Genomic DNA, 24,023 nt, shown 5'->3' on the forward strand with positions numbered 1-24,023 from the left:
ATAGCGCGCAGGGGGGCTTGCCGCAAGCCCCCCTGCGCGCTATAGCTTGGTAGTGGCAGGGAGAGAGTTCTCCTTGCCTTTGCCTTTTGGCGTCCGCTCCCCGGGGGTGGGCGAAGGCCGCTGATAGCTTGATCGGCATGGATCAGGGCCGGGTGCTGGAAGCGTTTCGCCTCGAAGCGGGGGAGCTCACGAAGGCGGTTGCTGGTCTGCCGGAGGCAGAGTGGGATCGTCCAACGCGGTGTGAGCCCTGGTCCGTCCGCGAGTTGCTGGGGCATGTACGGATAGTGATCGCCTGGCTGCCGCAGATGCTGGACAGCCCGGCTCCGGACAGCGCCGAGATCGCTGCGGCGGGGTATTACCGGCCCGACGATCGGTTCAGCCCGCAGACGAACGCCACCCGCATCGACCTGGCCCGGAACCACGCGGCAGAGTGCGGCAACGGCGCCGCCCTCGCCGACGACTTCGCCGCAATGTGGCAGCGGGTGGATCGGCTGTGCCGGGACCAACCAGAAAACCGTGTCGTGCGGACGCGGCACGGCGACGCGATGCTGCTCTCGGAGTTCCTGATCACCCGGGTGGTGGAGGTCGCGGTTCACGGCCTGGATCTGGCTGAGGCGCTGGAATGCGAACCGTGGCTGACTGCGGAGGCCGGGATGGTTGTACGTGAACTCCTGCTCGGGTCCGGCCAGTTGGACGCGGTACGTGAACTGGGCTGGGACGAGCCGACCTTCCTGCGCAAGGCCACCGGTCGCGCGGCGCTCGACGCGACGGAGACCGCGCAGGTTGAGCGGCTCGGCATCCAGTGGCTCACGCTGGGCTGACGCCGCCCCGGCGCGGGCCCCGCGTCAGCGGTGGCCCGCGCCGTCTCCGTCGGGTCGTTCACATCGTGCCGACGACTAAGAGGTTGCGCGGATAGGCATGGTGGAGGACATCGGCTGCGGAACAGGCACAGGTCACAGCGATCATGGAGTTGCGACGCTCTGTGATCACTGGGGGACCTGTGCGCGCGCTGCCACCATGGCTGACTGAACCACTCTGGGACCAATTCGCGGCGCTGCTGCCCGAGCGGCCGGTGTACCACCCGGACCATCCGCTCGGCTGCCACCGCCGGCGCATCGGCGACCGGATCATCTTCGACAAGATGCTGCAACTGCTGCGCTTCGGCTGTTCTTACGAGGCGATTGCCGACGCGACCTGCTCGGCCACCACAATCCGCAGCCGACGCGACGAGTGGATACGACTGGGCGTTCTCGCCCGGCTCAAGCAGCTCGCGCAGGAGTCCTACGACCGGATCGTCGGCCTCGTCCTCGACCAGATCGCCGTCGACGGAGCGATCACCAAGGCACCTGGAGGCGGGGAGGCCGCCGGACGCTCACCAGTCGACCGCGGCAAACAGGGACTGAAGCGCTCGGGCATGACGGATGGATACGGCATTCCGCTGGGCCGTGTCCTGGCCGGTGCCAACCGCCACGACTCTCCGCTGCTCGCCCCGACCCTGGACCGTCTGGAGAGCCTCGGCCCGTTGCCCGACACCATCACCGTGCACCTGGACGCCGGCTACGACTCGGACACCACCCGCGCTCTGCTCAGCGAACGCGGCCTGCACGGACGCATCGCGCACAAGGGGGAAAAGGCGCCCATTCAGGCCAGTCGGCGTTGGCACGTCGAACGCACTCACACGTGGCAGAACGCCTTTCATCGCCTCGCCCGGTGCTACGAGCGTCACGTCACTGTCATTGATGCCTTCTTCGACCTCGCCGACACAATCATCACCGTGCGCAGCCTGATCCGGCGGTCCTGGACAACTCACCGCTGGGACGAACGCCCGAACCGCCGACCGTGATCCTTCGGCCCCGCTCCGGTCACTTCGGCAGATCGGCAGAGAGGAAGGGAGCAAGGAGCGCGAACAAGGCGTCGGGGCGGTCGAGGGGGATGATGTGGCCGCAGTCCTGGAGATGGTGTCCGACCAGGTCATCGGTGATGGGGCGGAGTTGGCGTTCGAGCCCCGTGCCGATGGGGTGAGAGCCGACGGCCATGGTGGGCATGGTCAGCCGAGCCGTCGCGACGGCGTCCTGGATCTGCTGCGCGCTGGTGGGCAGGGCCCGGTAGTAGGAGAACGCGCAGCGAAGGGCCTCGCTCCCGGTGTACGCGTGGACGAAGGCTGCACGGACGTCGTCGGGTACTCCTCGCCCGAGCGTCCCCGAGTCGAGGAACCAGTCGATGTACGGGGCCTCGTTGCCGGCCAGGACGGTCTCAGCGAGGCCGGGGACGGCGTGGAAGCCGAACCACCACGGGGCGCCGCCCGCGACGACGTGCTCTGCTCCGGGCAGGCGGCCGAGCAGTGCCTCCATCACGACCAGGCGCCGGACAAGGCCGGGCCGGCGCAGCGCGAGCAGGACGGCGGGGGCGGTGCCCGCGTCGATGCCGACCACCGCTGCCGAGGGCTCGCCGAGTGCGTCGAGCAGCCCTTCGGCGTCGGCGGCGAGGGTGCCTGCGTCGTAGCCCTCGACGGCACGTGCACTGGCACCGAGGCCTCGCAGGTCCGGGGCGATGACCCGGTACCGCCCGGCCAGTCGGCCCATGATGCCGCTCCAGAGTTGCCAGGTGTGCGGGAAGCCGTGCAGCAGGAGAACCGCAGGTCCGTCCCCCGCGATTGCGACGTTGAGTTGGACGCCGTTCGTCACGATGCGGCGCAGGTGGTGTGCGGCGGTTACGGGCATGATGACTCCTCCAACTGGTTACCATTGGTGACCACAGAACGATAGGTAACTGTCCGGCCGCTTCCAAGACGGCACTTTCAGGGAAGGTGGTGAGCCACAGGTGACCACCAGAGGAGCCCGGGCCGCCGGTCGCGGGGTACGCGGCGATCTGTTCGATCCCCACTGCCCGACGCGGCAGTTGCTGGACCGCATCGGTACGAAGTGGACGTCCATGGCCGTCAAGACGCTCGCCGATGCCGCACCGGACGAGGTGCGCTTCGCGGAGCTGAGACGCCGGATGCCCGGCGTCTCGCAGAAGATGCTGTCCGTGACGCTGCGAAGCCTGACCCGCGACGGGCTGGTGTCGCGCCGGGTCGAACCGACCGTGCCACCGCGGGTCTTCTACCGACTCACCGGACTCGGGCTGTCCCTGGAAGCCGCGCTTGCGGGGCTGCGGACCTGGGCGGAGGAGCACATGGCCGAGATCGATCGTGCCAACGAAGCCAACGACCAGCAGGCCGATGAGGGATAGGCAGGCCGATTCCGTGCTCAGTACTGATGGCTCGGGTACTCGATATAGCCGGCGTCGCCACCCCGGTACCCATAGGAGATGGAGGGGATGTCGTCGGCGCAGTGGCTGGTGACGAAGGAGCTGGTGAAGGACGACAGAGAGATGGTGTTCGAGGACGGCATCTCCCGGTTCCGCCCGAAACACTCCAAGACCCTGAAGTCGCCGTCGAAGGCACCTATCCGCGGTGGCCCTAAATCGTGCCGACGACACTGCGGGTCATCGCGATCGCGCTGCCCAGATAGCGGGCGGGGTCGCACAGCTCGCTGATGCGCTCTGCGCCGAGTTGGTCCACCAGCTCGGCGTGCGTGCGGAGTTCGGCCTCGAGCGTGGTGCCGGTTTCGATGGCGGTGCGACACGCGTCGTAGACGACGTCGTGGGCCCGCTGGCGACCCAGAACGGGCGCGAGGTCCATCATGACCGCTTCGGCGACGATGAGCCCTCCGGTGATGTGGGTGTTCCGGCGCATCCGGTCCACGTTCACCTCCAGGCCGGAGAGCATGAACTCGGCCTGGTGGAGAGAGCTGGACAGCAGCAGGAAGGCTTCGGGCACGGCGGCCCACTCCAGGTGCCAGGGGCCGGTGGCGCGCTCGAAGTCCTGCATCATCGCGTCGAGTACGGTCGAGGACTTGTCGCGGAGCAGTTTGGCGGCGGCGAACATCAGCTCGCTGGAGATGGGATTGCGCTTCTGCGGCATGGTCGAGCTGGCCCCGCGCCCGGAGACGAAGGGCTCCGCGAGCTCGCCGAACTCGGAGGAGCACATCATCATCACGTCCCAGGCGATCTTGCCCAGCGAGCCGCCGATCGCGGCGAAGAGCGTGACCAGCTCGACGAGCCCGTCACGTGCGACATGCCAGGTGATCTCAGGATCGCGAAGCCCCAGCTCTGCCGCCAGAACGGCACGCGTCTCCAGGCCCTCCGGGCCCGGGCCGAGCGAGGCCAGCGTCCCCGCGGCGCCCCCGAACTGCACCATCAGGGCACGCCCGCGGGCCTGTTCCAGCCGCTCGGCGTGCCGGTCCAGGGCGGAGAGCCACACGGCGCAGCGGTAGCCGAAGGTGACGGGGAGGGCGTGCTGAAGGTGGGTGCGCCCGGCGGTGACGGTGGCGGCGTGCTCGTCCGCGAGCTGCCGGAGGGCGTGGCGTACGCGGTCGAGTTGGTCCTGGAGCAGGGCGACGCCTTGTTTGCACTGGAGCATCACCGCGGTGTCCATGATGTCCTGGGTGGTGGCCCCCCAGTGGAGGTAGCGGCCCGCGTCGCCGCACTGCTCGGCCACCTGCTTGACGATGGGCAGGACCGGGTAGCCGACGATCTCCGTCTCGGTGCGCAACCGCTCCAGGTCGAGGCCGTCGAGACCGGCCTTGGCGGTGATGTCGTCGGCGGCCTCGGCGGGGATGATGCCGACTTTGGCCTGGGCGCGGGCGAGGGCGGTTTCGGTGTCGATGATGCGCTGGACGTAGGCGGTGTCGCTGAAGATCTCGCGCATGGCCAGGGTGCCGAACATGTCGCGGAAGAGAAAGGAGTCGAAGACGGTACTGCTCATGTGGTGTCTCACTTTGTGATGGAGGGGGTGGCGTGGGCGGGTTCGGACAGGGCAGGCGCGTCGGGCGCGGCCGAAACGCCGTCGGACTCGGACTCGGACTGCGCGAGGAACGCGGTGGGGTCGGCCAGGGCGCGCTGGACCTTCTCGACGTCCATCTCCTTGCACCACTTGGCCAGGACGAAGGTGGCGACCACATTGCCGAAGGTGTTGCAGAACGCCGTGGCCATGGACATGAAGCGGTACACACCGAAGAGGACGGCCGTGCCCTCGACGGGGAGGGTCCCGGTCGCCGCGACCGTGGAGGTGAAGACGACGAACGTCCCGCCGGACACGGTGGCCGCGCCCTTGGACGTCAGCAGCATGATCAGGAGCAGGCCCAGCTGTTCGGGGATGCCCATGGGGATCCCGTACGCGTTGGCGACGAACAGGGTGCAGATGGACATGTACAGGGATGTGCCGTCGAGGTTGAAGGCGTAGCCGGTCGGTATCACCAGGCCGACACTCTGCTTCGAACATCCGATCCTGGTCAGCTTCTTCAGCAGCCCGGGAAGCGCTGCCTCGGAGGAGGCCGTGCCCAGGACGAGCGTCATCTCGACGCGCACATAACGCAGGATGCGCCAGATGTTGAATCCGGCGATCAGGCAGACCAGCCCCAGGATGCCGAACACGAAGACGGCGACGACCAGCCAGTACTGCAGGACGAGTTCGGTCAGAGCCAGGAGCATCTTGCTGCCGCTGGTGCCCACCGAGTAGGCGATGGCGCCGAAGGCCCCGATCGGGGCGAGCTTCATGACGACGTTGACGAAGGCGAAGAACGCCTCCGAGACGACCTCAAGACCGGAGTTGATCTTCTCCTGCATATGCGGCTTGAGGGCCAGCAGACCGATGCCGAACAGGACGGCCAGGACGACGACCTGCAGCAGCTGACCGGAGGAGAAGGCCCCGACGAAGTTGTCGGGCACGATGTCCCGGAGGAAGGCGAGGACCCCGTGCTCCCCCTCCCCGGCCGAGGGCGCCTGAGCGGTGCCGCGGCCACCCGAGGTGAGGCCCCCCGCGTCTTTGCCCACCCCGAACAGGTTCGCCGCCAGGAGACCGAGGAGCAGGGCGATCGTCGAGACGACCTCGAAGTAGATCAGCGCGAGGAAGCCGAGACGACTGGCCTTCTTCAGATCGCCGGCGGACGCGATGCCCATGACGACGGTGAAGAAGACCAACGGGGCGACGCCCGCCTTGATCAGCGCCAGGAACAGATCCCCCATGATCTTCAAGTCCACCGCGAAGCCCGGGAAGGCGAAGCCGACCGCGACGCCCAGGGCCATCGCGATGACGACCTGCGCCCCGAGCCCCCGGTACCAGCGCTTGCGAGCGGCGGGGGGTGAGGTGGCGTCCAGCAGCTGCTCCTGAGATCTCATGCGGGCACATCCTTGTCTAGACATGAGCTGTGTCTAGACAAGGATGCTCGCGGAAATGTCTATGTCAAGAGCTGTTCACAAAATGAGCGGCTGGCCGCTGATGGCCGCTACCTCCGCTGAAGAACCGTCTCGTAGACGAAGCGATCACCGGCATGCGTGCTCACGGTGACCTCGAACAGGGCGCCCGACGCGTCGTAGTAGCGGCGTACGAACTCCAGCCCCGGGCTCCCCGGCTCCAGGCCGAGATGCGCCGCTGCCTCCGCGGACACACTCACCGCCCGCACCTGCTGCACCACCCGCTCCACCGCGCGCCCCGTCCGGGCCTCGACCAAGTCGGCGATCAGCTGGCGGCCCTCCTCCAGATCCCCGGCAACCGCCTTGGCGTCCTCCGGGCCCAGATACACCCGCGCCCAGGAAACGACCTCGTCAGAACGGTCAGGGTCCCGCCGGACAGAGGTCACACACACCTGCCTGGACCCCTCGGCCAGGCCCGTGACCTCGGCGAGCGCCGCGTCCACCGTCACCGATTCGACCGACAGAACACTCCGCACGGCGGCCTCGCCGTACTGGGTCAGCTCCTCGACACTCCCCAGCTGCGCGGTGAACGCGGCCACCGGCTCCAAACGCTCCACGCGTGTGCCGGTCCCCGGGTGCCGCGAAATCAGCCCGCCCAGCTCCAGCCGCTTCAACGCCCGCCGCAACGTCTCCCGCGAGACGCCGTACTCGGCCGCCAACTCGGGCTCGGTCGGCAGCAACTCCCCCACGGGCCACTTTCCGGCGGCGATCTTCTTCATGAGGTCACCGGCGATCACCACGTATCGCGGCTCACCCACGAAGAACTCCTTGCCTGCTCAGCACCGACCCGACCACCGAAATCCTAGAACACCGCCACTGCGGCGCACGTCCCGCAGAAGATCACGGGCCTACGTGCACATACGCAGCCCAGCTCAACGGATCTGTCGGGTCGTGCAGACGAAGCGCAGCCACAGAAGCATGAAGTGCGCGAGCAGCATTGCGGGCATCCGGGCGACCGTCGCGGTGGAGAGCGGCATAGACGTCGGTAGCCACATCCGGGGCCGAGCTGTCGTAGATGCTCCACATCGTCGCGATCACATGCCGGTACCCGGCCAACTGCATCGTCGCGGCCAGATGCATGGCCTCGTCGGGAACGTTCACGCCTCCGGCGGCCGTGTCACACGCTGACAAATACGCCAGTTCGGCGTGCGGTAGATGCAGCCCGTGGAGTTCGGCCACAGTGAGCCGCCCGTCGTACAGCAGGAAAGAACTCTGCGACGCGTCCATGAGGTTCTGCTCGGCATGGCAGGCAAAGTGGACCCACGAATTCTCGTCCAGAGCCTGTAATACCGCCTCGCGCGTGGCCCTCCGCCCAATCAGTGGCGGCGTGATCGAGACCTTCGGAAGGCGGGCGTGGAGTTCATCCAGTTCACGCTGCACTCCCGGCAGCGACGGCTGACCCGGAGTTTCCGGCATGCCGATGGCCAACAACCCATCGAATGGTGGGTTTTCCTGCTGATCATCGTGGGCGCGACGCAGGGCCGTGAGAGTCGGCGTATACGAGGAGACGACAAGATCGGGCACAGTACGAACCCCGGCCACCCGGGCTGCCTCGGCGGAGGCGGAGGCGGAGCGATGCCGAGGGTGGTGTCCGGCGGCGTGCAGCGGCAGTAGAGCAAGCCGGCCGGTGGGACACCACCACACGCGCGGCAACAGCCCGTCCGCGGTGTCCGAGGGGCCGAGGTGGTTCAGCACCGGCCCCGCTATCCGATCCCACAACCAGTCCAGCACGTCGTGCACAGCATGACGATCGGCTTCCCGATACAGAAAGGAACTGTTGCGCTGCCCGCGTCGTGAGAGCAATACGTTAAGGAACGCCACCATCTGCCTCGTCACGTCGGCCTGAGCAAGGTCCGGCAGGTCGATGACCTCGATCGGCGCGGTAGCGTCTCTGAGCAATAGAGCGTGACAGGAAATCTCACTCACATTGATGATGACGACCACCCCGTGGCCAGCCGCACCTCTCAGCTCATCGAATGGCACGGGGGCCAGAAAACGCTCGAACCCTTCCAGCCGACGAACTTGAGCGACGAGATCATCCCATTCACGACACAGCTCGGCACGCTCCTGCGCAAATAGTTCGCGGGGTAGCGGAGACAGTGGGCTGTCCTCGTGCATTTGGGTCATGTTGGAACTCGCAAAAGGCTGTCGGGCATCCAACAGCTCACGTACGCGGATCAGGCCGGCTGCCAGAGTTGGAGCCTTCTTCTCCAGATCCGTCAGATCACCCCGGGTGTGGAGCGACTGGTTCTGGATGATCGTCCGGCCCTGTTCAAGGATCTCGACGGCACGCTCCGGCTCGCCGGCCAGTATGTAGCAGGTAGCCGCATCGGAAGCGAGCCCAGACCAGTCAGTCAAATGATTCTCTCGTGCCCTGCCGCTGAGTCCATGCCACGCCAGCTGTGGCAGGAGAAGCACAGCCCGGCCATACCCCTCTGCCGCGAGAACGTAATCGCCGAGTGCGACAGCTGCCCGTCCCCAGGTAGCGCAGCTTTTGATGCGGTCCGGCAGCGTGGCGATGGTGATGTCCGCAGCGTGGCGGCAGCACCTGATGGCCTCACGCAGATCGGCGGGGTCGTGCTCGTGCCGGTATCGATGTCTCAGGGCTTCACCGAGGCTCTGCAAAGCCTTTGAAAGCCCGATTTCGTCGCCGCGCGCCGCGGCGACGGCCTCCCGGGTGAGGGCCACGGCACGATCAAGATCCGAGCCCTCTTCCCGCTCGAGGACATCGACACCGACGCCGAGCACCTCGGCGAGACGCCCCAGAAGTTCCCAGTACCAACGATGCGTCTTGGGCGTGACGGCTACGGCCTGTTCGGCGGCGTCGATGGCTTCCTTGAGGTCTGCTGGTGATTCCTCGCGTCGGAAGCGGCTCAGCAGCAGGTCAGCGAGCATTGTTTGATGGAGCCCCACGTCAGGGTGGTTGCGCGCCGCCGCCGCCACGGCCTCACGCGCCCACGTGATCACCTCGTCGAGGCCCTCCGTACCGAAGCCCTGCCGCAGACGAGTCATCAGAGCCTGGATGAGGTGAGATATCGCCATGGCGCGGTGGGGCCCCGGTGAGCCAGACGGGTACGCCGCGACCGCCTCGGTCGCCAGTCGGATGGCACGGTCCAGGTCGGCCGGTTCCCAAGTGTGCTCGAACCTCAAAATGAAGGCCATGCTGAGGACGGACAATGCGAATGGGTTATGCTCCGGGGCGGAGACCGCCTCGGTGCCAAGTCGAATGGCTGCCTCAAGATCCTCAGGTGACCTGCGCATTTCGTACCTGACTCGGTATGAGGCCGCGAGATTTCCCAGAACGCGCCCACGATCGTCGTCGCGCTCCGCAAGCGCGGCCAAGGCCTCCTCCTGGACACGGATGGCCCTGTCGAGATCCGGCGGATCCCCGGTCCGCTCGTATCGGAAGTACAGGGCCGCCCCGAGCTGGGTCAGAATCCGGGCCCGGCGGGTGTCGGGGGCTTCAGCGAGCACCCTCTCCATGATCTCAACGGAAGTGTCCAGATCGGCGGTGCCTCCCAGCAGGTCGTAGCGCGTCAGTAAGCACTTTCTCAGTGTGGTCGTGTAGCCGCCGAGGTCAGGCTCCTCGGGAGTCGCTGCTTCGAAGGCAGTCAGGCCCAGCTCTATTGCCTCATTAAGGTCGGACAGGGTGTCCGTGCGCTCGTAGCGAAGGAGCAATGCCGACGCCAGACGACCCATCCGGGACGCCCGGTGACGATGTCCGGGCTGCGTTTCGGCCACCGCCTGGCGTCCGGCGAACACGGCCTGCTCCAGATCGGTCAGCGCGCCGCCATGTTCGTAGCGGGACAACAGCAACTCGCACAGCAACGTCAGACGGCGAGACAGCTCCGGGTTCTCCTTGGCCGTGGACTCGACAGAAAGCCGACGGAGCTCGATGGCCTCGTCAAGGTCATGCGACTGCCTGGTGTGCAGGAACCGGGTCCACAGAGCGGCGGCAAGCTGGGCCAGGGGCAGTCCCGGCACATCGCGTCCACGGATCGAGAGTTCGAGGGTGCGGCGGAAATACATCACGGCCTCATCGAGGGTCTTGATGTCCCGCGTTCGGTCGTACTCCTGGTACAGCCGCCTTGCCTTGTCGTGTGCCTCCTTGGCCCGTAGGTTGAGGGTGGCGACGATCTCGTAGAATTCTGCTGGCGCGCCAGTCGGGTTCAGCTCAGCCTTGAGCAGAAGCAGCCTCACCGCATTGCCGAGGTCGGCGTACGAATCGCTGTCCGCACGGGATCCATGCCGCGTCTGATAGAACTCCACGAGCGCGTCAATCGCCTCGACGGAGACGATGCCTTGGCCTGAGCCGCCGTCCCGGACCATGAGCGCCTCGAGCTCACTTGCCTCGTCCAGCGCCGCATCATCGAACAGCGCCGACGCATCCCCCTGATCCCTGAACTGCGCCACCCGGGAGAGAAGCGCCGTAATGAGCCGCTCGCGCACGGCATCTACTCTACCGGTGCCAGGTTGCACACGAACGGACGGCGAGTCAGTTGGGGGCGATCACAGGATGCCGACGCCTGAGCACAAGAGCAGTGAACCTTGGGAACGATCCTCAGACTTCATATGGACCGGCAAGGCCTACGACCTGTTGGAGCAGGACCTCCTCCACGCCGAGATCATCTTCGCCGGAGGCGTGCTGAGCTCCCGGGTTTGGGGAAGTTGTCCTCGGTGCGCGGGGCCGCTGGACGACACGCAAGTTCTCACAGCAGTAAGCTCCTTCACCACATCCCGCGGCACGGCCGCCGAAGAGTCTTCGGGCGGGGAACCGCCCTTTGTGGCCGTCGATGTCACGTGCCACTGCGGTGTGCTGCACCCCAACGCACCTGAGGGCTCGACGGGTTGCGGAGTCAGCTTCCGGGTGGAGCTGGAAGCCGAAAGCAATCCAGCCGCTCATCAGGGACAGACATGACCGCGTACCGGCCCAGGCGGCCGACAAGCAGCCCATCCGCCTCCGACCTCGCCGAGCGGGACGCCTTTGCCGCCATGTCGGCCACGTCCCTGGACGTGGTCCGCACCAGCGCCGAGACCTGGAGAAACGGGCTTTCAGCCTTCGTCACCCTGGTCACCACGGGCATCGTGATCAAGGGGCGCGATACGACAAGTGTCTTGTCCACAGGATGGCGGATGGCTGTCACCCTGCTCATCGGCGGGGGACTGCTCACCGCGATCCTCGGGCTGTGGCAGGCCCTCGCGGCTCAGGCCGGTACTCGGCCCAGAGCGACCACGCTGGCTGACATTCGTCGCGCCTACAGTTCCGTCGCCGCCTACCAGGTCGCCCTGGCCAACGCGGCCGCCACCCGTGTCCGGCGCGCGCAACACCTCGTTGCCGTCGCGCTGGCCCTCCTACTCGCCGGCATCGTGGTCACCTGGTGGGCCCCTGCCGCCGACGCCAAAGAGCAGAAGCCTACGTACCTGAAGGTGAGTCACCAGGGACGGTCCAGTTGCGGAACACTGCGGTCGGCGGATGGCGGATACCTCAGGCTCAAGAGCCCCGGAAGCCATGAACTGGCTGTGATTCCGCTGGTCAAGATCACCAATATGCGAATGGTCAAGTCCTGTAAATGAGCCGGACAGCACATTCAGAACCCGTCGACGCGGGCTCCGCCGATGCGGGGCCCGCGTCGTACGAGGTGTCAGCGGTGTGCGGCGAACCCTACGAACTGGGTCCACGCGTCGGGGGTGACGGTGAGGATCGGGCCGGTGGTGTTCTTGCTGTCCCGGATGTGGACGGTGTCGGGGCGGGTGGCGACCTCGACGCACTCGCCGCCCTGTGCACCGCTGTAGCTGCTCTTGAACCAAACCAGTTCGTGTATGTGCCTGCTCATAGCTCCCCCAGCAACTTCTCGATGAAGATGGACGACTCCCGTGGCGTGAGAGCCTGCGCCCGGATGATCCCATATCGCGCGGCGATGGCATGGACCTCATCTCGGTCAGCGATCAGGGCGCTGCGCCCCTGACCTTCCAGATACGCAACTTGCTCGCCTCCCCTCGGGACCATGAGGCTGAACGGGCCATCGACTCCGGCGTTGTCTTCCCGAGCTGTTGGCATGACCTGGATCTCCACGTTGCGCTTCTGCCCAACAAGGAGCAGGTGCTCCAACTGCCCGCGCAGGACCTCCCTTCCACCAAATGGCCGCCGCAGAACGACTTCCTCGATGACGAAGCCCACGATGGGCATGGGCCGCGCGCTGAAAATCTCCTGGCGAGCCAGCCGCGCGGCCACACGCTGCGCGATGGCCTCTTCGTCTAGCTGAGGACGGTCCATCCCGAAGACGGCACGCGCGTACTCCTCTGTCTGCAGCAGGCCGGGCACGGCCAGGTGTGCGTAAATCTGCACCTCGGCCGCCACCGCCTCCAACCGCGCCGCGTCACGGAAGAACGCTGGATACCGCGCCTGCGCCACCTCCCCCTTCATCACCGCGAGGACACCTCCGGCGCCTAATACCTCGTCAACCTTGTCGATCATCTGTGGCTGCGGGAAGCGCCGCCCGGACTCCACCGACGCCACCAGATCCGCGCCATATCCGATGCGCGACGCCAGTTCTGCCCGTGTGAGCCCCGCCCGCTCCCGGAGCAGCTTCATCTGCTTGCCGAAGCTCTTCAGGAACTCCGACCGCTCCCCACCTGCCACGTCACACCTCGACTCCCCTTGTACAAGCACCTCACGTGCTTGTACAAGCACTGTCAGTACACGCGCGTTCCCTGGCCAGGCTAGGCACACCCCCGCAAAGCTCACTCCCATGACGACCGAAAATGCCCCCTCACGAGGTACACGCCCGGAACAGTTCCCTCCAGCACCAGGCGAGTTCGCCATGCGCTTCACCTCGACCCCGCGCGGCGCGCGCCTCGCTCGGCGGCTCGTATCGCATCGGCTCGCCGCGTGGGGCTACCCGTACGATTCCGGCCCCAACGAGACCGTCACGCTCATCGCGAGCGAGCTGGCCACCAACGCCGTACGCCACGGCCGCGTCCCCGGGCGCGACTTCCATGTGCGCCTGACCGCACCGCCTGCCAGCCCCGACGCCGTGATCCGCATCGAGGTATCCGACACCCGCGCCGAGAAGCGCCCCACACTCACCACGGCGGCACCGGACGCGGAAACCGGACGCGGCCTCTACCTCGTCTCGCAACTGGCGGAGCACTGGGCCGTCGGGCCCCGCCGGGGCGGCGCGCCCGGGAAAACGGTCTGGGCCGAGATCTCGATCGGCGCCAAACCGTCGGACTCCTGCTGACGCCTGGGTTTGCGGTGGATATGAGACGACGACACGCCGACGCCATGGCGTGTCGCTGTCTCATATCCACCGCAAAGTCACTGCGCGTCGGCGGGGGCGGGCTCGGGCCCGGACTCGGCGGCCCGCGCAATGGTGGCAGGGGCAGGAGCAGACGCGCGGGACTCACGGGGTGCGCGAGGGCCGGAGCGGGACACAGCCACGCCGGTCAGGCAGAGCGCGCCGCCGAGGAGGGTCAGCCAGGCGGGGACCTCGTCGAGGAATGCCCAGCTCAGCAGGACCACGATGGCCGGGACGGCGTAGGTCGTGGCGCCCAGCTTGCTGGCAGGCATACGGGCGAGTGCGTAGGTCCAGGTGGTGAAGGCGAGGGCGGTGGGCACCACGCCGAGGTAGAGCATGTTGAGCGTCGCGGAGGTCGGGGCATCCGGCAGTTCGGTGGCCAGTTGACCGGCGAAGGGGAGGCAGGCCACCGTGCCGACCAGGCAGCCGTACGCCGTGATCTGGAGCGGAGTCCCGTACCCGAGCGCGGGTTTCTGGGCGACCACGCCGGTCGCGTACGCCATGGCCGCGAGGAGGCAGAGCACCACGCCGAGCACCGAGGTACCGCCCTCGTGTCCGGACGAGGTCGACAGGCCGACGACCACCGCCCCGCCGAACGAGACCGCCATTCCGGCGAGCAGCCGTGGCGGCAGCGCCTCGCCGAGCAGCCGCGCCGCGAGGAGGGCCATCAGGATCGGTCCGACGTTGACCAGGAGGGCTGCCGTACCGGCGTCGACCAGGCGCTCGCCCCAGTTCAACGCGACCATGTAGCCGCCGAACCAGACCACCCCCGACACGAGGATGCCGCGCCAGGCGCCCCGGGGCGGCAGCCCTTCGCGGCGTATCGCCACCAGGATGACCAGCACCACTGAAGCGGCGAGCAACCGGCCGAGTGCGAGCGCGCCCGGGGAGTAGGCGGCCCCGGCGCTGCGGATGGAGACGAAGGCGGATGCCCAGGCGAGCACGGAGAAGGTGGCGGCGCCGGCCGTGAGGACGCCGGGAGAGGCGAGGCGGGAACTCATGCGGGCAGCCTAAGGTCTCCACATTTTGGTGTCCACCGAAATATTCGACTGTCAAAAGTTGCGGCGGGTCACTGCCAGGCGTCGGGCGTGAGCCCCAGGAGGTCGCCGAAGGCCCGCTCCCCCGCGTCGGTCACCCGAAGCGCCCGACCGCCGCCTTCCGTCCGCGCCACCCACTCCCGGCCCAGCGCCTGGGCGCACAGCCGCGCACCGGCCACCCCGCCCAGATGGCGGCGGCGCTCGGTCCAGTCCAGGCACGAACTCGTGATCGGCCGGCGGCCCTGGTACTCCGACTCCAGGTCGACGCCCGCGCGAGCGCACCACTCCCGCCCCTCGTCGGTCAGCTCGAACACCCGGTCCGTGAGCAGCAGTCCGCGCTCCGCCATGGCGTCGGTGACCGCCATGCCGAACCGTCCCGCGAAGTGGTCGTAGCAGGTCCGCGCGCGGGCCAGTGGGTCGGGCGCGGCGACGACCGGCACCGTGTACGGCGCGTCCCGGCCGGGGATGGCGTGTGAGGCGAGGGAGTCGACGAGGCGGGCGGTTTCCGCGTCGGCGATCCGTACGTACGTGTAGCGGCTCTGCCGTTCGGTCACGCAGATCCCGGCGTCCAGCAGGCGGCTCAGATGCCCGCTCGCGGTGGAGGGCGTGACCCCGGTGATCCGGGCCAGTTCACCGGCGCTCCACGCGCGTCCTTCGAGTAGCGCCATGCAGATCGCGGCCCGGGTCTCGTCGGCCATGGCGCCGGCGAGGGCGGCAAGGCGGGCGGCGGGCGGAGGGGAATCGGTCACGTCCCCCATCATGCCCCAACATTTCGGTGTCTGCCGAAGCTTTACCTAGATGATCAAGTCCGATGTGTCCGGTCGCATGTGGTGGCCGACTGGATGGCGGGCGTCCCGGTTTCTCAGCGCTGCCGGCGACTGTGCGCCACGGCAGTGGCATGCTCCTCGCTATGCATGAAGATCCACAGGACAAGACAACGCCGCGGCGGTGGGGGCGTATCGCGTGTACGTGGGCGGTCGCTTTCGCTGTGCTTCATTTCTACTGGGCGCTCGGCGGCAGCTGGGGCCTGAGTGTCTCGGCGGGGCCCTTGGCCGAGGAACGCCCCGGGTGGTTCGTGGTGGTGGGCTTGTGGGGTGTGGGAATGCTGTGCCTTGTCGGCGGCTTGCTGGGATGGCTTCTCGCCCGGCCACGGCCTCATGGCCTGGCCGGACGGGCGGTCAAGACCCTGGGCTGGTGCGTCTGCGCTGTGCTGGTGGTGCGCGGCATCGCCGTCGAGGTGCTGCTGCTGAGTGACGCAACGGGCCAGGAGACAGACGTGAGCCCGGAACAGCGGCTGTGGACGCTGGCGCTCTGGAATCCCTGGTTCCTGGTCGGCGGTCTCGTCTTCGGTCTGGCCGCACGGCAGTTCGGAAGAGCGAGTGGCCCGAGTAGCGGTGCCGCCTGACGGCGCGCCGGGGAACACGGACAGGGCCTCCAAGATCCTGGCGTGAACGACGACCTGGCGATGCGCGGGATCGACCTGCTGCGGCCCTCGTTCAAACGCGAGGAGAAGCGCAAGGGCGCACATCGGACTTGATCGTCTAGCGATGAGGAGACCCTTCGAGTTCGGCCAGGGCAAGCTCATAGACACGGTGCTCATCCTCGGTCACCGGCACCTCCCCCCTCCCGTCCTCTATCGCGGCGTCCAGCCACTCGTGAATGATCACCTCGATGATGTCCGGCACCCCCGTGCCCAACAGCATCTCGACCAACGGCCAGGCGTGCATCGTGACGGGAAACCTCGCCGCCCGGTGATGCACCCTGGCTTCCTGCCATATCTTCCGCGCCGCCTCCGGGCCCTCCACCTGGGCCGCGTCGTGCAGCAGACGGCACCAGCCGATGTCGATACGGTCGAAACAGCCGCTGAACTCACCGCCCCAGGGATCGATTTCGGCGACCTCACGGAACAACACGATCGCAGCGGCCCGCTCGCCGGCGGAGTAGAGCTCGTGCGCCTGCCCCAACTTCGCGTCCAGCCGGCCCTGCGGCGTCGCCCCGTGCTTGGCCACATAGGCGTCCATTTCCGCGAGGTAGTCGTTGAGCTCGGCTGCGCGGCTCCCTATGTGTTCGGCATACCGCCACAGCTCATAGGTCTCGTCCTCGTCGATGCCGTGGGCTTCGGCTTCCCGTAGCAGTGCGATGGACCGGTCGCTGTCCTCGTCCATCTGGTCGGGGTCCGCGCCGTCGTCCAGGGAGTCCAGCCAGCCGTACGCCCCGGCGAGCGCCAGGGCCCCTCGTACGTTCTCGTCCACGCGCGCGGTCGCCAGGTATGCCTCCACGGCTGACGCGACATGGGACCAGTACGTCTCGTCGGTCAGCTCTCCGGCAGGGGTGAAGAACGCGGTGAATTCCGACGGCAGCTTTCCGGAGGTGATCACGCTGGTGACACTGGCGGGAACCGGCGGCTGGTCCATGATTCTCCCTCAACGCGGTCGATCAACGAGAGAGCCAGTGTCTCCCAGCGCGCTAGGCGCGCAGCCGGGCCGCGTCCTGGCCGGGGGGCAGTCCATAGGCGCGGCGGTATTCGCGGTTGAACTGGGTCGCGCTGATGTAGCCGACCGCCTCGGCGGCCTGGGCCGCCGTCGTGTTGCCCGCGACCAGGCGCCGCCGCGCCTCCTGCAGCCGCAGGTGTTTCTGGAACTTGAGCGGGCTCATGCCGGTGGCGGCTTTGAAGTGCCGGTGGAGGGTGGCGGGGCTCATATGGGCCACGGCGGCGATCTCGTCGATGCTGAGCGTTTCGGTGTAGTGGGCGAAGATCCATGCGGCCGTCGCGCGCACCCGGGACGCGGCGGAGTCGGCCAGTGACCACTGGCGCAGGACGGGGCCGAGCGGGCTGCGCAGCAGCCTGTAAAGGATCTCGCTCTCGATACGGGCGGCCAGGGGGCGGATGTCGTCCGGGGTTTCGAGGAGCCGGACCCAGCGGGTGACCGCGTCGATGAGCTCCGGGGCCATCGGCGCGGTGATCTGCCCGCCGACGGTCGCCGGCGATGGCACTCCCGGCCCGGCCCCGTCGAGCTCCAGCAGCAGCTCGGCGAGCACCGCACCGTCGAGCCGCATGACCGCGGACCGGTACGGCACCTTCTCGAAGACGGCGGTGACGGGCAGGTCGAGCGTGTTCAGAAGCATCGCCCCGGGCGGGGTGACCCAGCTGCGGTCTCCGGCGACGGTGCGCTTGGCGCCGTCGGCGATGAAGCAGATCATGGGCTCGTACAGCACGTCGATGGGGTCCATGGGCTCGTCGATCGCGACCACCAGGAGCCGGGGCACCGCGGTCTCGGACCACAGCGCCCGCCCGTGTCGGTCGATGGCCGCGGCGAGCTCGTCGAGCATGGGACACACCCTTCGCATGAGAGGATCAGGCAATCCTATGCGATCCGTGGCCCATGACGCCCCGCGGCCGCGTTCCTACCGTGGAGGGCATGACACAGAACAACACCGGCCCCATTGGCCTCCCGCACCGCAGGCTCGGCACCCAGGGCCTCGAAGTCGGGGCGATCGGCCTGGGCACCATGGGCATGACGATGGCGTACGGGGCCGGGGACGAGCAGGGCGGGATCGCCACCATCCACCGCGCCCACGAACTCGGCGTCACCCTCTTCGACACCGCCGAGCTGTACGGAATGGGCACCGGCAGCAATGAGCAGCTGCTCGGCCGGGCCGTGAAGGGCTTCCGCGACGAGGTCGTCATCGCCACCAAGTTCGGCTTCGACCTGAGCGATCCCGGCAAGGTCGGACACGCCATGGACAGCCGCCCCGAGCACATCCGCGAGGTCACCGAGAACAGCCTGCGCCACCTCGACACCGACCGCATCGATGTGCTGTACCAGCACCGGGTCGACCCGAACGTGCCCATCGAGGACGTAGCCGGCACGGTCGGCGAGCTGATCGCCGAAGGCAAGGTGCGCTACTTCGGGCTGAGCGAGGCGGGCCCCGACATCATCCGGCGCGCCCACGCCGTGCACCCGGTGTCGGTGCTGCAGACCGAGTACTCGGTGTTCGAGCGGGCCGTGGAGGTCGAGGTGCTGCCGGTGGTGCGCGAGCTGGGGATCGGCTTCGTGCCGTACTCGCCGCTGGGCCGCGGCTTCCTCACCAGCGCGGTGAAGCCCGCCGCCGAGTACCCGGCGGACGACATGCGCAGCTGGGACGACCGCTGGCAGCCCGGCAACTACGAGAAGAACCTGGCCGCCGTCCGCGAGCTCACCGCTCTCGCCGACGCCAAGGGCATCGCCGTCACCCAGCTGGCGCTGGCCTGGCTGCTGGCCCAGGGCGAGGACATCGTGCCGATCCCGGGCACCCGCAGCCCGCACCGCCTGGCGGAGAACGTGGCCGCCGCACAGGTCACCCTCACGCCCGGGGACCTGGCCCGTATCCGGGAGATCCTGCCGCGCGGCGCGGCCGGCTCCCGCTATCCCGAGGAGATGATGCCGAACTGGTGAGCCCGCGCGGCGGGGCATCGGGTGTAGACGCTGCGTCAAGTAAGTGGAGACGCAGCGTCAAGGACACCAGTGGCTTCTCACGTCAGCATTGAGTGCGTCGGCCGAGGCACCGCAGACAGCGGCCGAAGCACCGCAGACAGGAGGAGCGGCATGAACCCCATCAGCCCCATCAGCAAGAGACTCGGCGTCGTCCTGGGTACGGCCGCCGTCTTCGTCGGCACTGCGCTCGTCAGTGCTGAGCCGGCGGCGGCCATCCCTTCCCTGGACGAATTCTCTTTCACACCCACGTGGCTGGACAACGGGCGCATGGTCATGGTCGATCTGTCCGGAGGCATATCCGCGGGGTACGCGGAGTGGCGCCAGGACCCCTACAACGGGGACCCCGGTGACGCCATGCGCGTGCGCGACAGCAACGCGGACGGGTATGGAATCGAGGCCGTTCTCACGTACGACGGCCGGAAGGCCACGACTCGGGGTCACGACTCGCCCTACCGCAGCCCCTGGACGACAGGGGACCTGTCGGAGGACCACACCTACGTCATGCGCGTATGCGTGGTCAGGGGAACCGCCGACAAGTGCACCGAAGCCCGGGTCACCGCGTGAGCCCATTGGGTCTCAGCAGCACTGCCACGTGAACATGGCCTTCTCGAAGCGGCCCGCGGCCAGGTCATCGGGGCGGATCAGCCAGTACAGCGCACCGCCGTCGCCCCACATCACGTCCGCGTCCTCGTCGGAGTCGAGCTGAGCGAGCAGCACCCACCCCTCCGCCTCCTTCTCGATCCGCGGGTCCTCCCACGACAGATCACCGCCGCCCAGCGCGCCATGGGCCACCACGATCTCCACGGCGGTCTGGACGGACTGGGCATGGCCGCCGATCTGATGCGCGACACCGCTCTGGTGACTCCACACCGCCCGCTTGAACGCGTCCGGAAGCTCGTCCTCACCGAACGCGGCGGTCAGCGCGAGCGAGTCGAAGTCGGGCGCGCTCGGGCCCGTACGGACGGTCAGCGGCACCTCCGGAAACGGGGTGAGGCCCGCCGGTGCGGGCCGCTCGGGTGCGGTGGCGGACTCGGGCGGGAGGTGGAGGACGCGGGCACCGGCCCAGGTGTCCGGGTCGGCGGTGTCAACCAGCGCGTCGTCGTCCTCGTCGCCGTAATAGAAGAAGGCGAGCCGGCCGTCGGCGGGCAGCGGTACGTCCAGCGTCTCCCTGGGCAGCGCGGCACAGTCGACCGCCGCGACGAACGGCAGCGGCCCGTGCCCCTCCCACACCGGCCAGTCCACGCCCTCGGGCAGCCGGGGCAGTCCGCCGAGCCGGCCGACGACCGGATCGGCGGGCTCGGCCTTCCGGAGGTGGGCGGCCGGGCGCAGCAGCGCGATCCAGCGGTCGGCGAGGTCGGGGGGCAGATGGGTACGGGCCAGGGCGTGCAGCGGGTCAGGTGCGGTGCTCATACGGGTCATGATGGCGGGCGGGTCCGACAGTCGGGCGTACGAAGGTCGTGGCGCCCGCGGCACATCATGGATCGTTTCTCAGGACACGGCCTTCGCCCAGGTGGACGACGAGGCGTTCGTGGTCTGCCAGCCACCTCGGCGCGTGGCTGAACCTGTTGCCGTCCAGCCGGAGCGAGGTGAGGGCCGGGAGGTCGCCCACCCATGCGGGCAGGTCGGTGAGTTCGTTGTCGCCCAGGTCAAGGCTGGTGAGCGCGGTGAGGCCGGCCATCGACGCAGGCAGTTCGGTCAGCCGGTTGCCGCGGAGGCTGAGACTCGTCAGCGCGGTGAGGCCACCCAGCGTTTCGGGCAGCGCCGTGAGCCGGTTGAAGCCGAGGTTGATGCCGGTCAGCGCGGTGAAACCCCCGGCCCATGGGGGCAACTCGGTCAGTTCGTTGCGGTCCAGGTTCAGCCAGCGCAGGGCGGTGAGCCCGCTCAGCTCCGCGGGCAGCCGGGTGAGTCGGTTACTGCCCAGCAGGAGATGGCTGAGGTTGGCCAGCTCCCCGAGCGATGCGGGCAGCTCGGCGAGGCGGTTGAAGTCCAGGTTGAGTTCGGTGAGGGCGGTCAGCTTCCCGAGTGTCCGGGGGATCTCGACGAGCCGGTTGCCGGACAGATCGAGCTCACTGAGGGCGGCGAGATCGCCCAATGAGCTCGGCACGGCGGAGATGCGATTGCTGCCGACGTCGAGGCTGGCGAGCTTTTTCAGGCCGCCCAGGAACTCGGGGAGCTCGGTGAGCTTGTTGTCACGAAGGGCGAGGTCGGTGAGTTCGGTCAGCTGCCGCACCCATATGGGTATCTGCGCGAGCCGGTTTCCGTTCAGCACGAACTCGGTGAGCGCGCTGAGGTTGCCCAGCGATTCGGGTAGTTCCTCCAGCCGGTTGTCGCTGAGGGAGAGGTGGGTGAGCCCTGTGAGGTCGCCCAGGAAGTCGGGCACCTCGGTGAACGTGCCGTCGCTGAGGTCGAGTCGGGTCAGCGCGGTGGCCTCGGCCAGCAAGGCGGGGACGACCGGCAGCGACAGATGACCGAGCTCCAGGGACGTATCGCCGTCGTCGATGACCTGGGCGATGAGTTCTTCCGCGTCCTCCAGGGCGAACGAATCATCGTCGTCGTCCATCTCGAACGGTTCGTCGTACTCGGACATGAGTGATCCCTCGGAACGGGCCGCTGTGACGGGAAGATCGAATTCTGCCGCGCCGAACCGCGGGGCGCCACCCATGGCTGTGAGGTATGCGCAAGGTGGGGGCTTCACCGACGCCGAGAGGGGTGCTCGCGAGCGAATGCGCCTGGATGCGGTGGCCCGGTTCGAGGCTGGGCAGACGACCAGAGCTCGCGGCGGCCTGCGACGGATGGATCGTCTTCGAGGACGAGGCCGGTCAGCCGCTGACGCCGACCTGGTCCTGGACGCGTGAAAGCGCTGGCTGGCCGAACGGCGATGGGCCAGGCACGGTCGGGGCTAAAAGTCCCTGGCAGATACGGTTACGGATGACCGAGAGCCTGCCTGGCGACGTGGCCGCCGTGCTTGCTGTAGTCCTGAACACGGACAATCCAGTTCATGTCGCGCTCCGAAGGCAGGTTCCGCACCTCAGCGTCCGAGCGCGCTGCACATGCGGGTGCGGTACCGCCTACTTCGAACTTGGCACCAGCGAGATGGAGCCCGCACCCACCGGCCCCGGCACTGTCGTGGTGGCCGAAGCGCAGCTCGTCACCGAGGCGGGTGAGTACCCCGGTAAGGTCCTGGTCTCCGCGCAGGGCGGCTACCTGTCGTGGCTGGAAGTCTGTTCATGGAGCGACGACATCGAGGTGACTCTGGCCGGCGCACGTCACTGGCTGCAGACACGCTCCTGATCCCTGACGGCCAGCGTCCAGCGGTCTCCGAACCGACCGACATCACGAGTTCAACTTCACTGGCCGCCCACCCGAATTCCCTGGTGATCCGCGCCAACGGAAGCGCCGGAAGTGCGCCGTGGCGATCGCGGACCCGTCCAACGGCGCGATCGACAAGGCGGCTCAAGGCGGTGGGCGCACGCCATCCCAGTGCGGCCCGGCTCCGGGTGGGTGATGACGGGTCCACGCCCGCCGGACGTCGCGGCACGGGCCTGCTGGCGGTCGCCGAGAGCAAGGTGGACCTCGCGAGGCGGACGAGGGTGTCGGCCTCGTCATTGGTGTTGCCGAGATCACGGAAGATCGCCACCGCCTGCCGGTAGCAGTCCGGCGCGCGGCGGTGGCTCCCGGTGCGCTCCGTCATGGTCAGGTCATTCTGGTCCACCCGCCCCTGACCAGCCGGTACAGCCCGATTTCAAGCTGCGACCTCACCAGCGCAGGCACGCACCGAAGGCGGCGCGTCCGCAGCGGCGACGGACAGCCACTACCTGCGATTCGACAAGGGCTCCGTCACCAACTCCACGCTCCAGCTGGTGAAGCGGGTTCCGGGCCGGGACAAGGTGATCGCGAAGTACAAGGCGGGATCTGGCCAGGTCACGAACACCTGCGCAGTCGGGAAGGGATGGCTGCCCAACGCCGACGCCCGCAACCCGTACGCCATTCAGTGGCACCGCAGGAACTTCGACGGCGACATCAACGGCCTTGTCATCAAGATCTCGGACAGGCGCTGCCACAACGGCACCCAGCGCACCGCGCTGTTCATCCACAGTGAGATGAAGCCCAACGGGCGGCAGGGCACGATCGAGTCCGAGAAGTGGACCAACCGCGGGCCCAACGACTACTACTCCAACGGCTGCATCAAGCTCAACCCGACCAACATCTACAACCTGTTCTCCCGCTTGGACCGCATCGGCTGGCCCAAGAAGCTCTACGTGGTCAGCTGACAGGCCGACAACCGTGCCCCGGGGGGCCGCCGACCAGGCGGCCCCCACGCTGATGCCCACGGTCCTGCACTCGATGCGGGTCGGCTGCACCTCGAAGCCGGAGTGGCTGGTACACCTGGCGCGCCGTGGCCGGATCGACCTGGCCCGCGAGTTCCAGCGGCTGCCCGGCTGGGAGGTCTCCTACGAGCCGGCACGGCCCGCTGAGGGATCTGTTCGAAGACGGCGAGCTCGGCGCGGGCGTCGAGCGCGGAGGTGGGCTCGTCGACCAGTAGCACCGGCGGCGTCGACAGGAACGCCTTGATCTTCGGCTTCCGGGCGATGCGGGAGTCGGCTAGAAGGGCGATGGCGGGGCCGGAGTACGTCACCACGATTCCGGCCGCCGCCCGCCCCGCCGAGAGAGCGCACTCCTGGATCCGGGGTGCACCGCGCTACACCCTCGCGATCGGGAGGCAGGTCAAGGAACCGTAAAGCGGGCACGTTCGTTACTCCGGGCATGACCGCTATGACTCCCGGCTCGAACCTCCCCCTGTCCGTCGCGCGCGTGGCAGTGGACGTCACCGCCCCGGTGCGGCTGGACGTGTCGGGCCTGCTCCTCACCGCCAATGGCAAAGTGCGCTCCGACGACGACTTCGTCTTCTACAACCAGCC

26 protein-coding genes and 1 pseudogene are annotated in these 24,023 nt (G+C 67.9%); 13 read left to right on the forward strand and 14 right to left on the reverse strand.

Going from position 1 to position 24,023, the window contains the following annotated elements; all coding sequences use genetic code 11:
- The first annotated feature begins 137 nt into the window (after window positions 1–137).
- Window positions 138–821: a maleylpyruvate isomerase N-terminal domain-containing protein gene (locus tag CCN51_RS39765; RefSeq protein WP_043487851.1), complete on the forward strand. Its 684-nt coding sequence runs from the start codon at window positions 138–140 to the stop codon at window positions 819–821.
- A 179-nt stretch (window positions 822–1,000) separates the two neighbouring features.
- Complete coding sequence (locus CCN51_RS39770; RefSeq protein ID WP_014180655.1) at window positions 1,001–1,843, forward strand: IS5 family transposase; 843 nt, start codon at window positions 1,001–1,003, stop codon at window positions 1,841–1,843.
- Between the two features lie 19 nt (window positions 1,844–1,862).
- Here the strand turns inward: CCN51_RS39770 and CCN51_RS39775 are convergent, their stop codons facing one another.
- Window positions 1,863–2,720 carry an alpha/beta fold hydrolase gene (locus CCN51_RS39775; RefSeq protein ID WP_014180654.1) on the reverse strand — a complete coding sequence of 286 codons (858 nt, stop codon included), beginning with the start codon at window positions 2,718–2,720 and terminating at the stop codon, window positions 1,863–1,865.
- Between the two features lie 100 nt (window positions 2,721–2,820).
- Between CCN51_RS39775 and CCN51_RS39780 the strand changes: the two genes are divergently transcribed.
- On the forward strand, window positions 2,821–3,231 hold the full coding sequence (locus CCN51_RS39780; RefSeq protein ID WP_014180653.1) for a winged helix-turn-helix transcriptional regulator: 411 nt from the start codon (window positions 2,821–2,823) through the stop codon (window positions 3,229–3,231).
- Between the two features lie 17 nt (window positions 3,232–3,248).
- On the opposite strand, the gene CCN51_RS55305 is transcribed toward CCN51_RS39780, so the two are convergent.
- The 5 genes from CCN51_RS55305 to CCN51_RS39800 all read right to left on the reverse strand — a co-directional run bounded on the left by CCN51_RS55305 (window position 3,249) and on the right by CCN51_RS39800 (window position 10,743).
- A complete protein-coding gene (locus CCN51_RS55305; RefSeq protein WP_014180652.1) occupies window positions 3,249–3,392 on the reverse strand; it encodes a hypothetical protein in 144 nt (47 codons plus the stop codon).
- A 68-nt stretch (window positions 3,393–3,460) separates the two neighbouring features.
- Window positions 3,461–4,807: a class-II fumarase/aspartase family protein gene (locus CCN51_RS39785; protein WP_014180651.1), complete on the reverse strand. Its 1,347-nt coding sequence runs from the start codon at window positions 4,805–4,807 to the stop codon at window positions 3,461–3,463.
- A gap of 8 nt (window positions 4,808–4,815) precedes the next feature.
- Entirely contained in the window at window positions 4,816–6,219 is a 1,404-nt protein-coding gene (locus tag CCN51_RS39790) for a cation:dicarboxylate symporter family transporter (RefSeq protein ID WP_014180650.1), read from the reverse strand.
- Between the two features lie 107 nt (window positions 6,220–6,326).
- Window positions 6,327–7,052 carry a GntR family transcriptional regulator gene (locus CCN51_RS39795; protein WP_014180649.1) on the reverse strand — a complete coding sequence of 242 codons (726 nt, stop codon included), beginning with the start codon at window positions 7,050–7,052 and terminating at the stop codon, window positions 6,327–6,329.
- A gap of 82 nt (window positions 7,053–7,134) precedes the next feature.
- Window positions 7,135–10,743 (reverse strand): CHAT domain-containing protein, encoded by a 3,609-nt coding sequence (locus CCN51_RS39800; RefSeq protein ID WP_014180648.1) that lies wholly within the window; start codon window positions 10,741–10,743, stop codon window positions 7,135–7,137.
- Between the two features lie 564 nt (window positions 10,744–11,307).
- Here CCN51_RS39800 and CCN51_RS39805 point away from each other — a divergent pair.
- Entirely contained in the window at window positions 11,308–11,868 is a 561-nt protein-coding gene (locus CCN51_RS39805; protein WP_245881767.1) for a hypothetical protein, read from the forward strand.
- A gap of 68 nt (window positions 11,869–11,936) precedes the next feature.
- On the opposite strand, the gene CCN51_RS39810 is transcribed toward CCN51_RS39805, so the two are convergent.
- The gene (locus CCN51_RS39810; protein ID WP_014180646.1) at window positions 11,937–12,128 is read right to left on the reverse strand and encodes a DUF397 domain-containing protein; all 192 of its coding nucleotides are present in this window, start codon (window positions 12,126–12,128) and stop codon (window positions 11,937–11,939) included.
- Window positions 12,125–12,934, reverse strand: a complete 810-nt coding sequence (locus CCN51_RS39815; protein WP_014180645.1) for a helix-turn-helix domain-containing protein — start codon at window positions 12,932–12,934, stop codon at window positions 12,125–12,127. The genes CCN51_RS39810 and CCN51_RS39815 overlap by 4 nt, the downstream gene beginning before the upstream one ends.
- 181 nt (window positions 12,935–13,115) lie before the next feature.
- On the opposite strand from CCN51_RS39815, the gene CCN51_RS39820 reads away from it, so the two are divergent.
- On the forward strand, window positions 13,116–13,535 hold the full coding sequence (locus CCN51_RS39820; protein ID WP_014180644.1) for an ATP-binding protein: 420 nt from the start codon (window positions 13,116–13,118) through the stop codon (window positions 13,533–13,535).
- A gap of 77 nt (window positions 13,536–13,612) precedes the next feature.
- Here CCN51_RS39820 and CCN51_RS39825 read toward each other — a convergent pair whose 3' ends face one another.
- Window positions 13,613–14,593, reverse strand: coding sequence for a DMT family transporter (locus CCN51_RS39825; RefSeq protein WP_014180643.1), 981 nt, complete (start codon window positions 14,591–14,593; stop codon window positions 13,613–13,615).
- A gap of 68 nt (window positions 14,594–14,661) precedes the next feature.
- A complete protein-coding gene (locus tag CCN51_RS39830) occupies window positions 14,662–15,387 on the reverse strand; it encodes an ArsR/SmtB family transcription factor (protein WP_043492033.1) in 726 nt (241 codons plus the stop codon).
- A gap of 230 nt (window positions 15,388–15,617) precedes the next feature.
- Between CCN51_RS39830 and CCN51_RS39835 the strand changes: the two genes are divergently transcribed.
- Window positions 15,618–16,034: a DUF3995 domain-containing protein gene (locus CCN51_RS39835; protein WP_202948312.1), complete on the forward strand. Its 417-nt coding sequence runs from the start codon at window positions 15,618–15,620 to the stop codon at window positions 16,032–16,034.
- A 136-nt stretch (window positions 16,035–16,170) separates the two neighbouring features.
- Here CCN51_RS39835 and CCN51_RS39840 read toward each other — a convergent pair whose 3' ends face one another.
- Together CCN51_RS39840 and CCN51_RS39845 are read right to left on the reverse strand one after the other, a co-directional pair.
- A complete protein-coding gene (locus tag CCN51_RS39840; protein ID WP_014180640.1) occupies window positions 16,171–17,043 on the reverse strand; it encodes a hypothetical protein in 873 nt (290 codons plus the stop codon).
- 52 nt (window positions 17,044–17,095) lie between these two features.
- Complete coding sequence (locus CCN51_RS39845; protein WP_014180639.1) at window positions 17,096–17,959, reverse strand: AraC family transcriptional regulator; 864 nt, start codon at window positions 17,957–17,959, stop codon at window positions 17,096–17,098.
- Between the two features lie 89 nt (window positions 17,960–18,048).
- Here CCN51_RS39845 and CCN51_RS39850 point away from each other — a divergent pair, with 89 nt between their 5' ends.
- Both CCN51_RS39850 and CCN51_RS39855 read left to right on the forward strand, forming a co-directional pair.
- A complete protein-coding gene (locus CCN51_RS39850) occupies window positions 18,049–19,065 on the forward strand; it encodes an aldo/keto reductase (protein ID WP_043487846.1) in 1,017 nt (338 codons plus the stop codon).
- A gap of 150 nt (window positions 19,066–19,215) precedes the next feature.
- Complete coding sequence (locus CCN51_RS39855; RefSeq protein ID WP_014180637.1) at window positions 19,216–19,668, forward strand: hypothetical protein; 453 nt, start codon at window positions 19,216–19,218, stop codon at window positions 19,666–19,668.
- A 12-nt stretch (window positions 19,669–19,680) separates the two neighbouring features.
- On the opposite strand, the gene CCN51_RS39860 is transcribed toward CCN51_RS39855, so the two are convergent.
- Window positions 19,681–20,514: a YwqG family protein gene (locus tag CCN51_RS39860; protein WP_014180636.1), complete on the reverse strand. Its 834-nt coding sequence runs from the start codon at window positions 20,512–20,514 to the stop codon at window positions 19,681–19,683.
- A gap of 64 nt (window positions 20,515–20,578) precedes the next feature.
- Window positions 20,579–21,691 carry a leucine-rich repeat domain-containing protein gene (locus tag CCN51_RS39865; protein ID WP_014180635.1) on the reverse strand — a complete coding sequence of 371 codons (1,113 nt, stop codon included), beginning with the start codon at window positions 21,689–21,691 and terminating at the stop codon, window positions 20,579–20,581.
- Between the two features lie 79 nt (window positions 21,692–21,770).
- On the opposite strand from CCN51_RS39865, the pseudogene CCN51_RS60310 reads away from it, so the two are divergent.
- The 5 genes and pseudogenes from CCN51_RS60310 to CCN51_RS53790 all read left to right on the forward strand — a co-directional run.
- A pseudogene (locus CCN51_RS60310) lies at window positions 21,771–21,929 on the forward strand (IS630 family transposase); the annotation flags it as partial.
- A gap of 268 nt (window positions 21,930–22,197) precedes the next feature.
- Complete coding sequence (locus tag CCN51_RS58375; RefSeq protein WP_014180634.1) at window positions 22,198–22,395, forward strand: hypothetical protein; 198 nt, start codon at window positions 22,198–22,200, stop codon at window positions 22,393–22,395.
- Between the two features lie 569 nt (window positions 22,396–22,964).
- Window positions 22,965–23,375 carry a hypothetical protein gene (locus tag CCN51_RS39880; protein ID WP_055414039.1) on the forward strand — a complete coding sequence of 137 codons (411 nt, stop codon included), beginning with the start codon at window positions 22,965–22,967 and terminating at the stop codon, window positions 23,373–23,375.
- Window positions 23,376–23,672: 297 nt separating this feature from the next.
- Window positions 23,673–23,843, forward strand: coding sequence for a hypothetical protein (locus tag CCN51_RS55310; protein WP_158104740.1), 171 nt, complete (start codon window positions 23,673–23,675; stop codon window positions 23,841–23,843).
- A 25-nt stretch (window positions 23,844–23,868) separates the two neighbouring features.
- The coding region (locus tag CCN51_RS53790) for a TerD family protein (RefSeq protein ID WP_143676029.1) at window positions 23,869–24,023 on the forward strand (155 nt) is incomplete at its 3' end.

It is taken from the genome of Streptomyces milbemycinicus, from assembly GCF_002154605.1.
Classification (GTDB): domain Bacteria; phylum Actinomycetota; class Actinomycetes; order Streptomycetales; family Streptomycetaceae; genus Streptomyces; species Streptomyces milbemycinicus.

Excerpts from the sequence above, each read along its gene's own strand:
- CCN51_RS39765 (WP_043487851.1), top strand. The coding sequence starts at position 138 with ATGGATCAGGGCCGGGTGCTGGAAGCGTTTCGCCTCGAAGCGGGGGAG.
- CCN51_RS39775 (WP_014180654.1), bottom strand. The coding sequence starts at position 2,720 with ATGCCCGTAACCGCCGCACACCACCTGCGCCGCATCGTGACGAACGGC.
- CCN51_RS55305 (WP_014180652.1), bottom strand. The coding sequence starts at position 3,392 with ATGCCGTCCTCGAACACCATCTCTCTGTCGTCCTTCACCAGCTCCTTC.
- CCN51_RS39785 (WP_014180651.1), bottom strand. The coding sequence starts at position 4,807 with ATGAGCAGTACCGTCTTCGACTCCTTTCTCTTCCGCGACATGTTCGGC.
- CCN51_RS39790 (WP_014180650.1), bottom strand. The coding sequence starts at position 6,219 with ATGAGATCTCAGGAGCAGCTGCTGGACGCCACCTCACCCCCCGCCGCT.
- CCN51_RS39810 (WP_014180646.1), bottom strand. The coding sequence starts at position 12,128 with ATGAGCAGGCACATACACGAACTGGTTTGGTTCAAGAGCAGCTACAGC.
- CCN51_RS39820 (WP_014180644.1), top strand. The coding sequence starts at position 13,116 with ATGCGCTTCACCTCGACCCCGCGCGGCGCGCGCCTCGCTCGGCGGCTC.
- CCN51_RS39825 (WP_014180643.1), bottom strand. The coding sequence starts at position 14,593 with ATGAGTTCCCGCCTCGCCTCTCCCGGCGTCCTCACGGCCGGCGCCGCC.
- CCN51_RS39830 (WP_043492033.1), bottom strand. The coding sequence starts at position 15,387 with ATGGGGGACGTGACCGATTCCCCTCCGCCCGCCGCCCGCCTTGCCGCC.
- CCN51_RS39840 (WP_014180640.1), bottom strand. The coding sequence starts at position 17,043 with ATGGACCAGCCGCCGGTTCCCGCCAGTGTCACCAGCGTGATCACCTCC.
- CCN51_RS39845 (WP_014180639.1), bottom strand. The coding sequence starts at position 17,959 with ATGCTCGACGAGCTCGCCGCGGCCATCGACCGACACGGGCGGGCGCTG.
- CCN51_RS39850 (WP_043487846.1), top strand. The coding sequence starts at position 18,049 with ATGACACAGAACAACACCGGCCCCATTGGCCTCCCGCACCGCAGGCTC.
- CCN51_RS39855 (WP_014180637.1), top strand. The coding sequence starts at position 19,216 with ATGAACCCCATCAGCCCCATCAGCAAGAGACTCGGCGTCGTCCTGGGT.
- CCN51_RS39860 (WP_014180636.1), bottom strand. The coding sequence starts at position 20,514 with ATGAGCACCGCACCTGACCCGCTGCACGCCCTGGCCCGTACCCATCTG.
- CCN51_RS39865 (WP_014180635.1), bottom strand. The coding sequence starts at position 21,691 with ATGTCCGAGTACGACGAACCGTTCGAGATGGACGACGACGATGATTCG.
- CCN51_RS58375 (WP_014180634.1), top strand. The coding sequence starts at position 22,198 with ATGGAGCCCGCACCCACCGGCCCCGGCACTGTCGTGGTGGCCGAAGCG.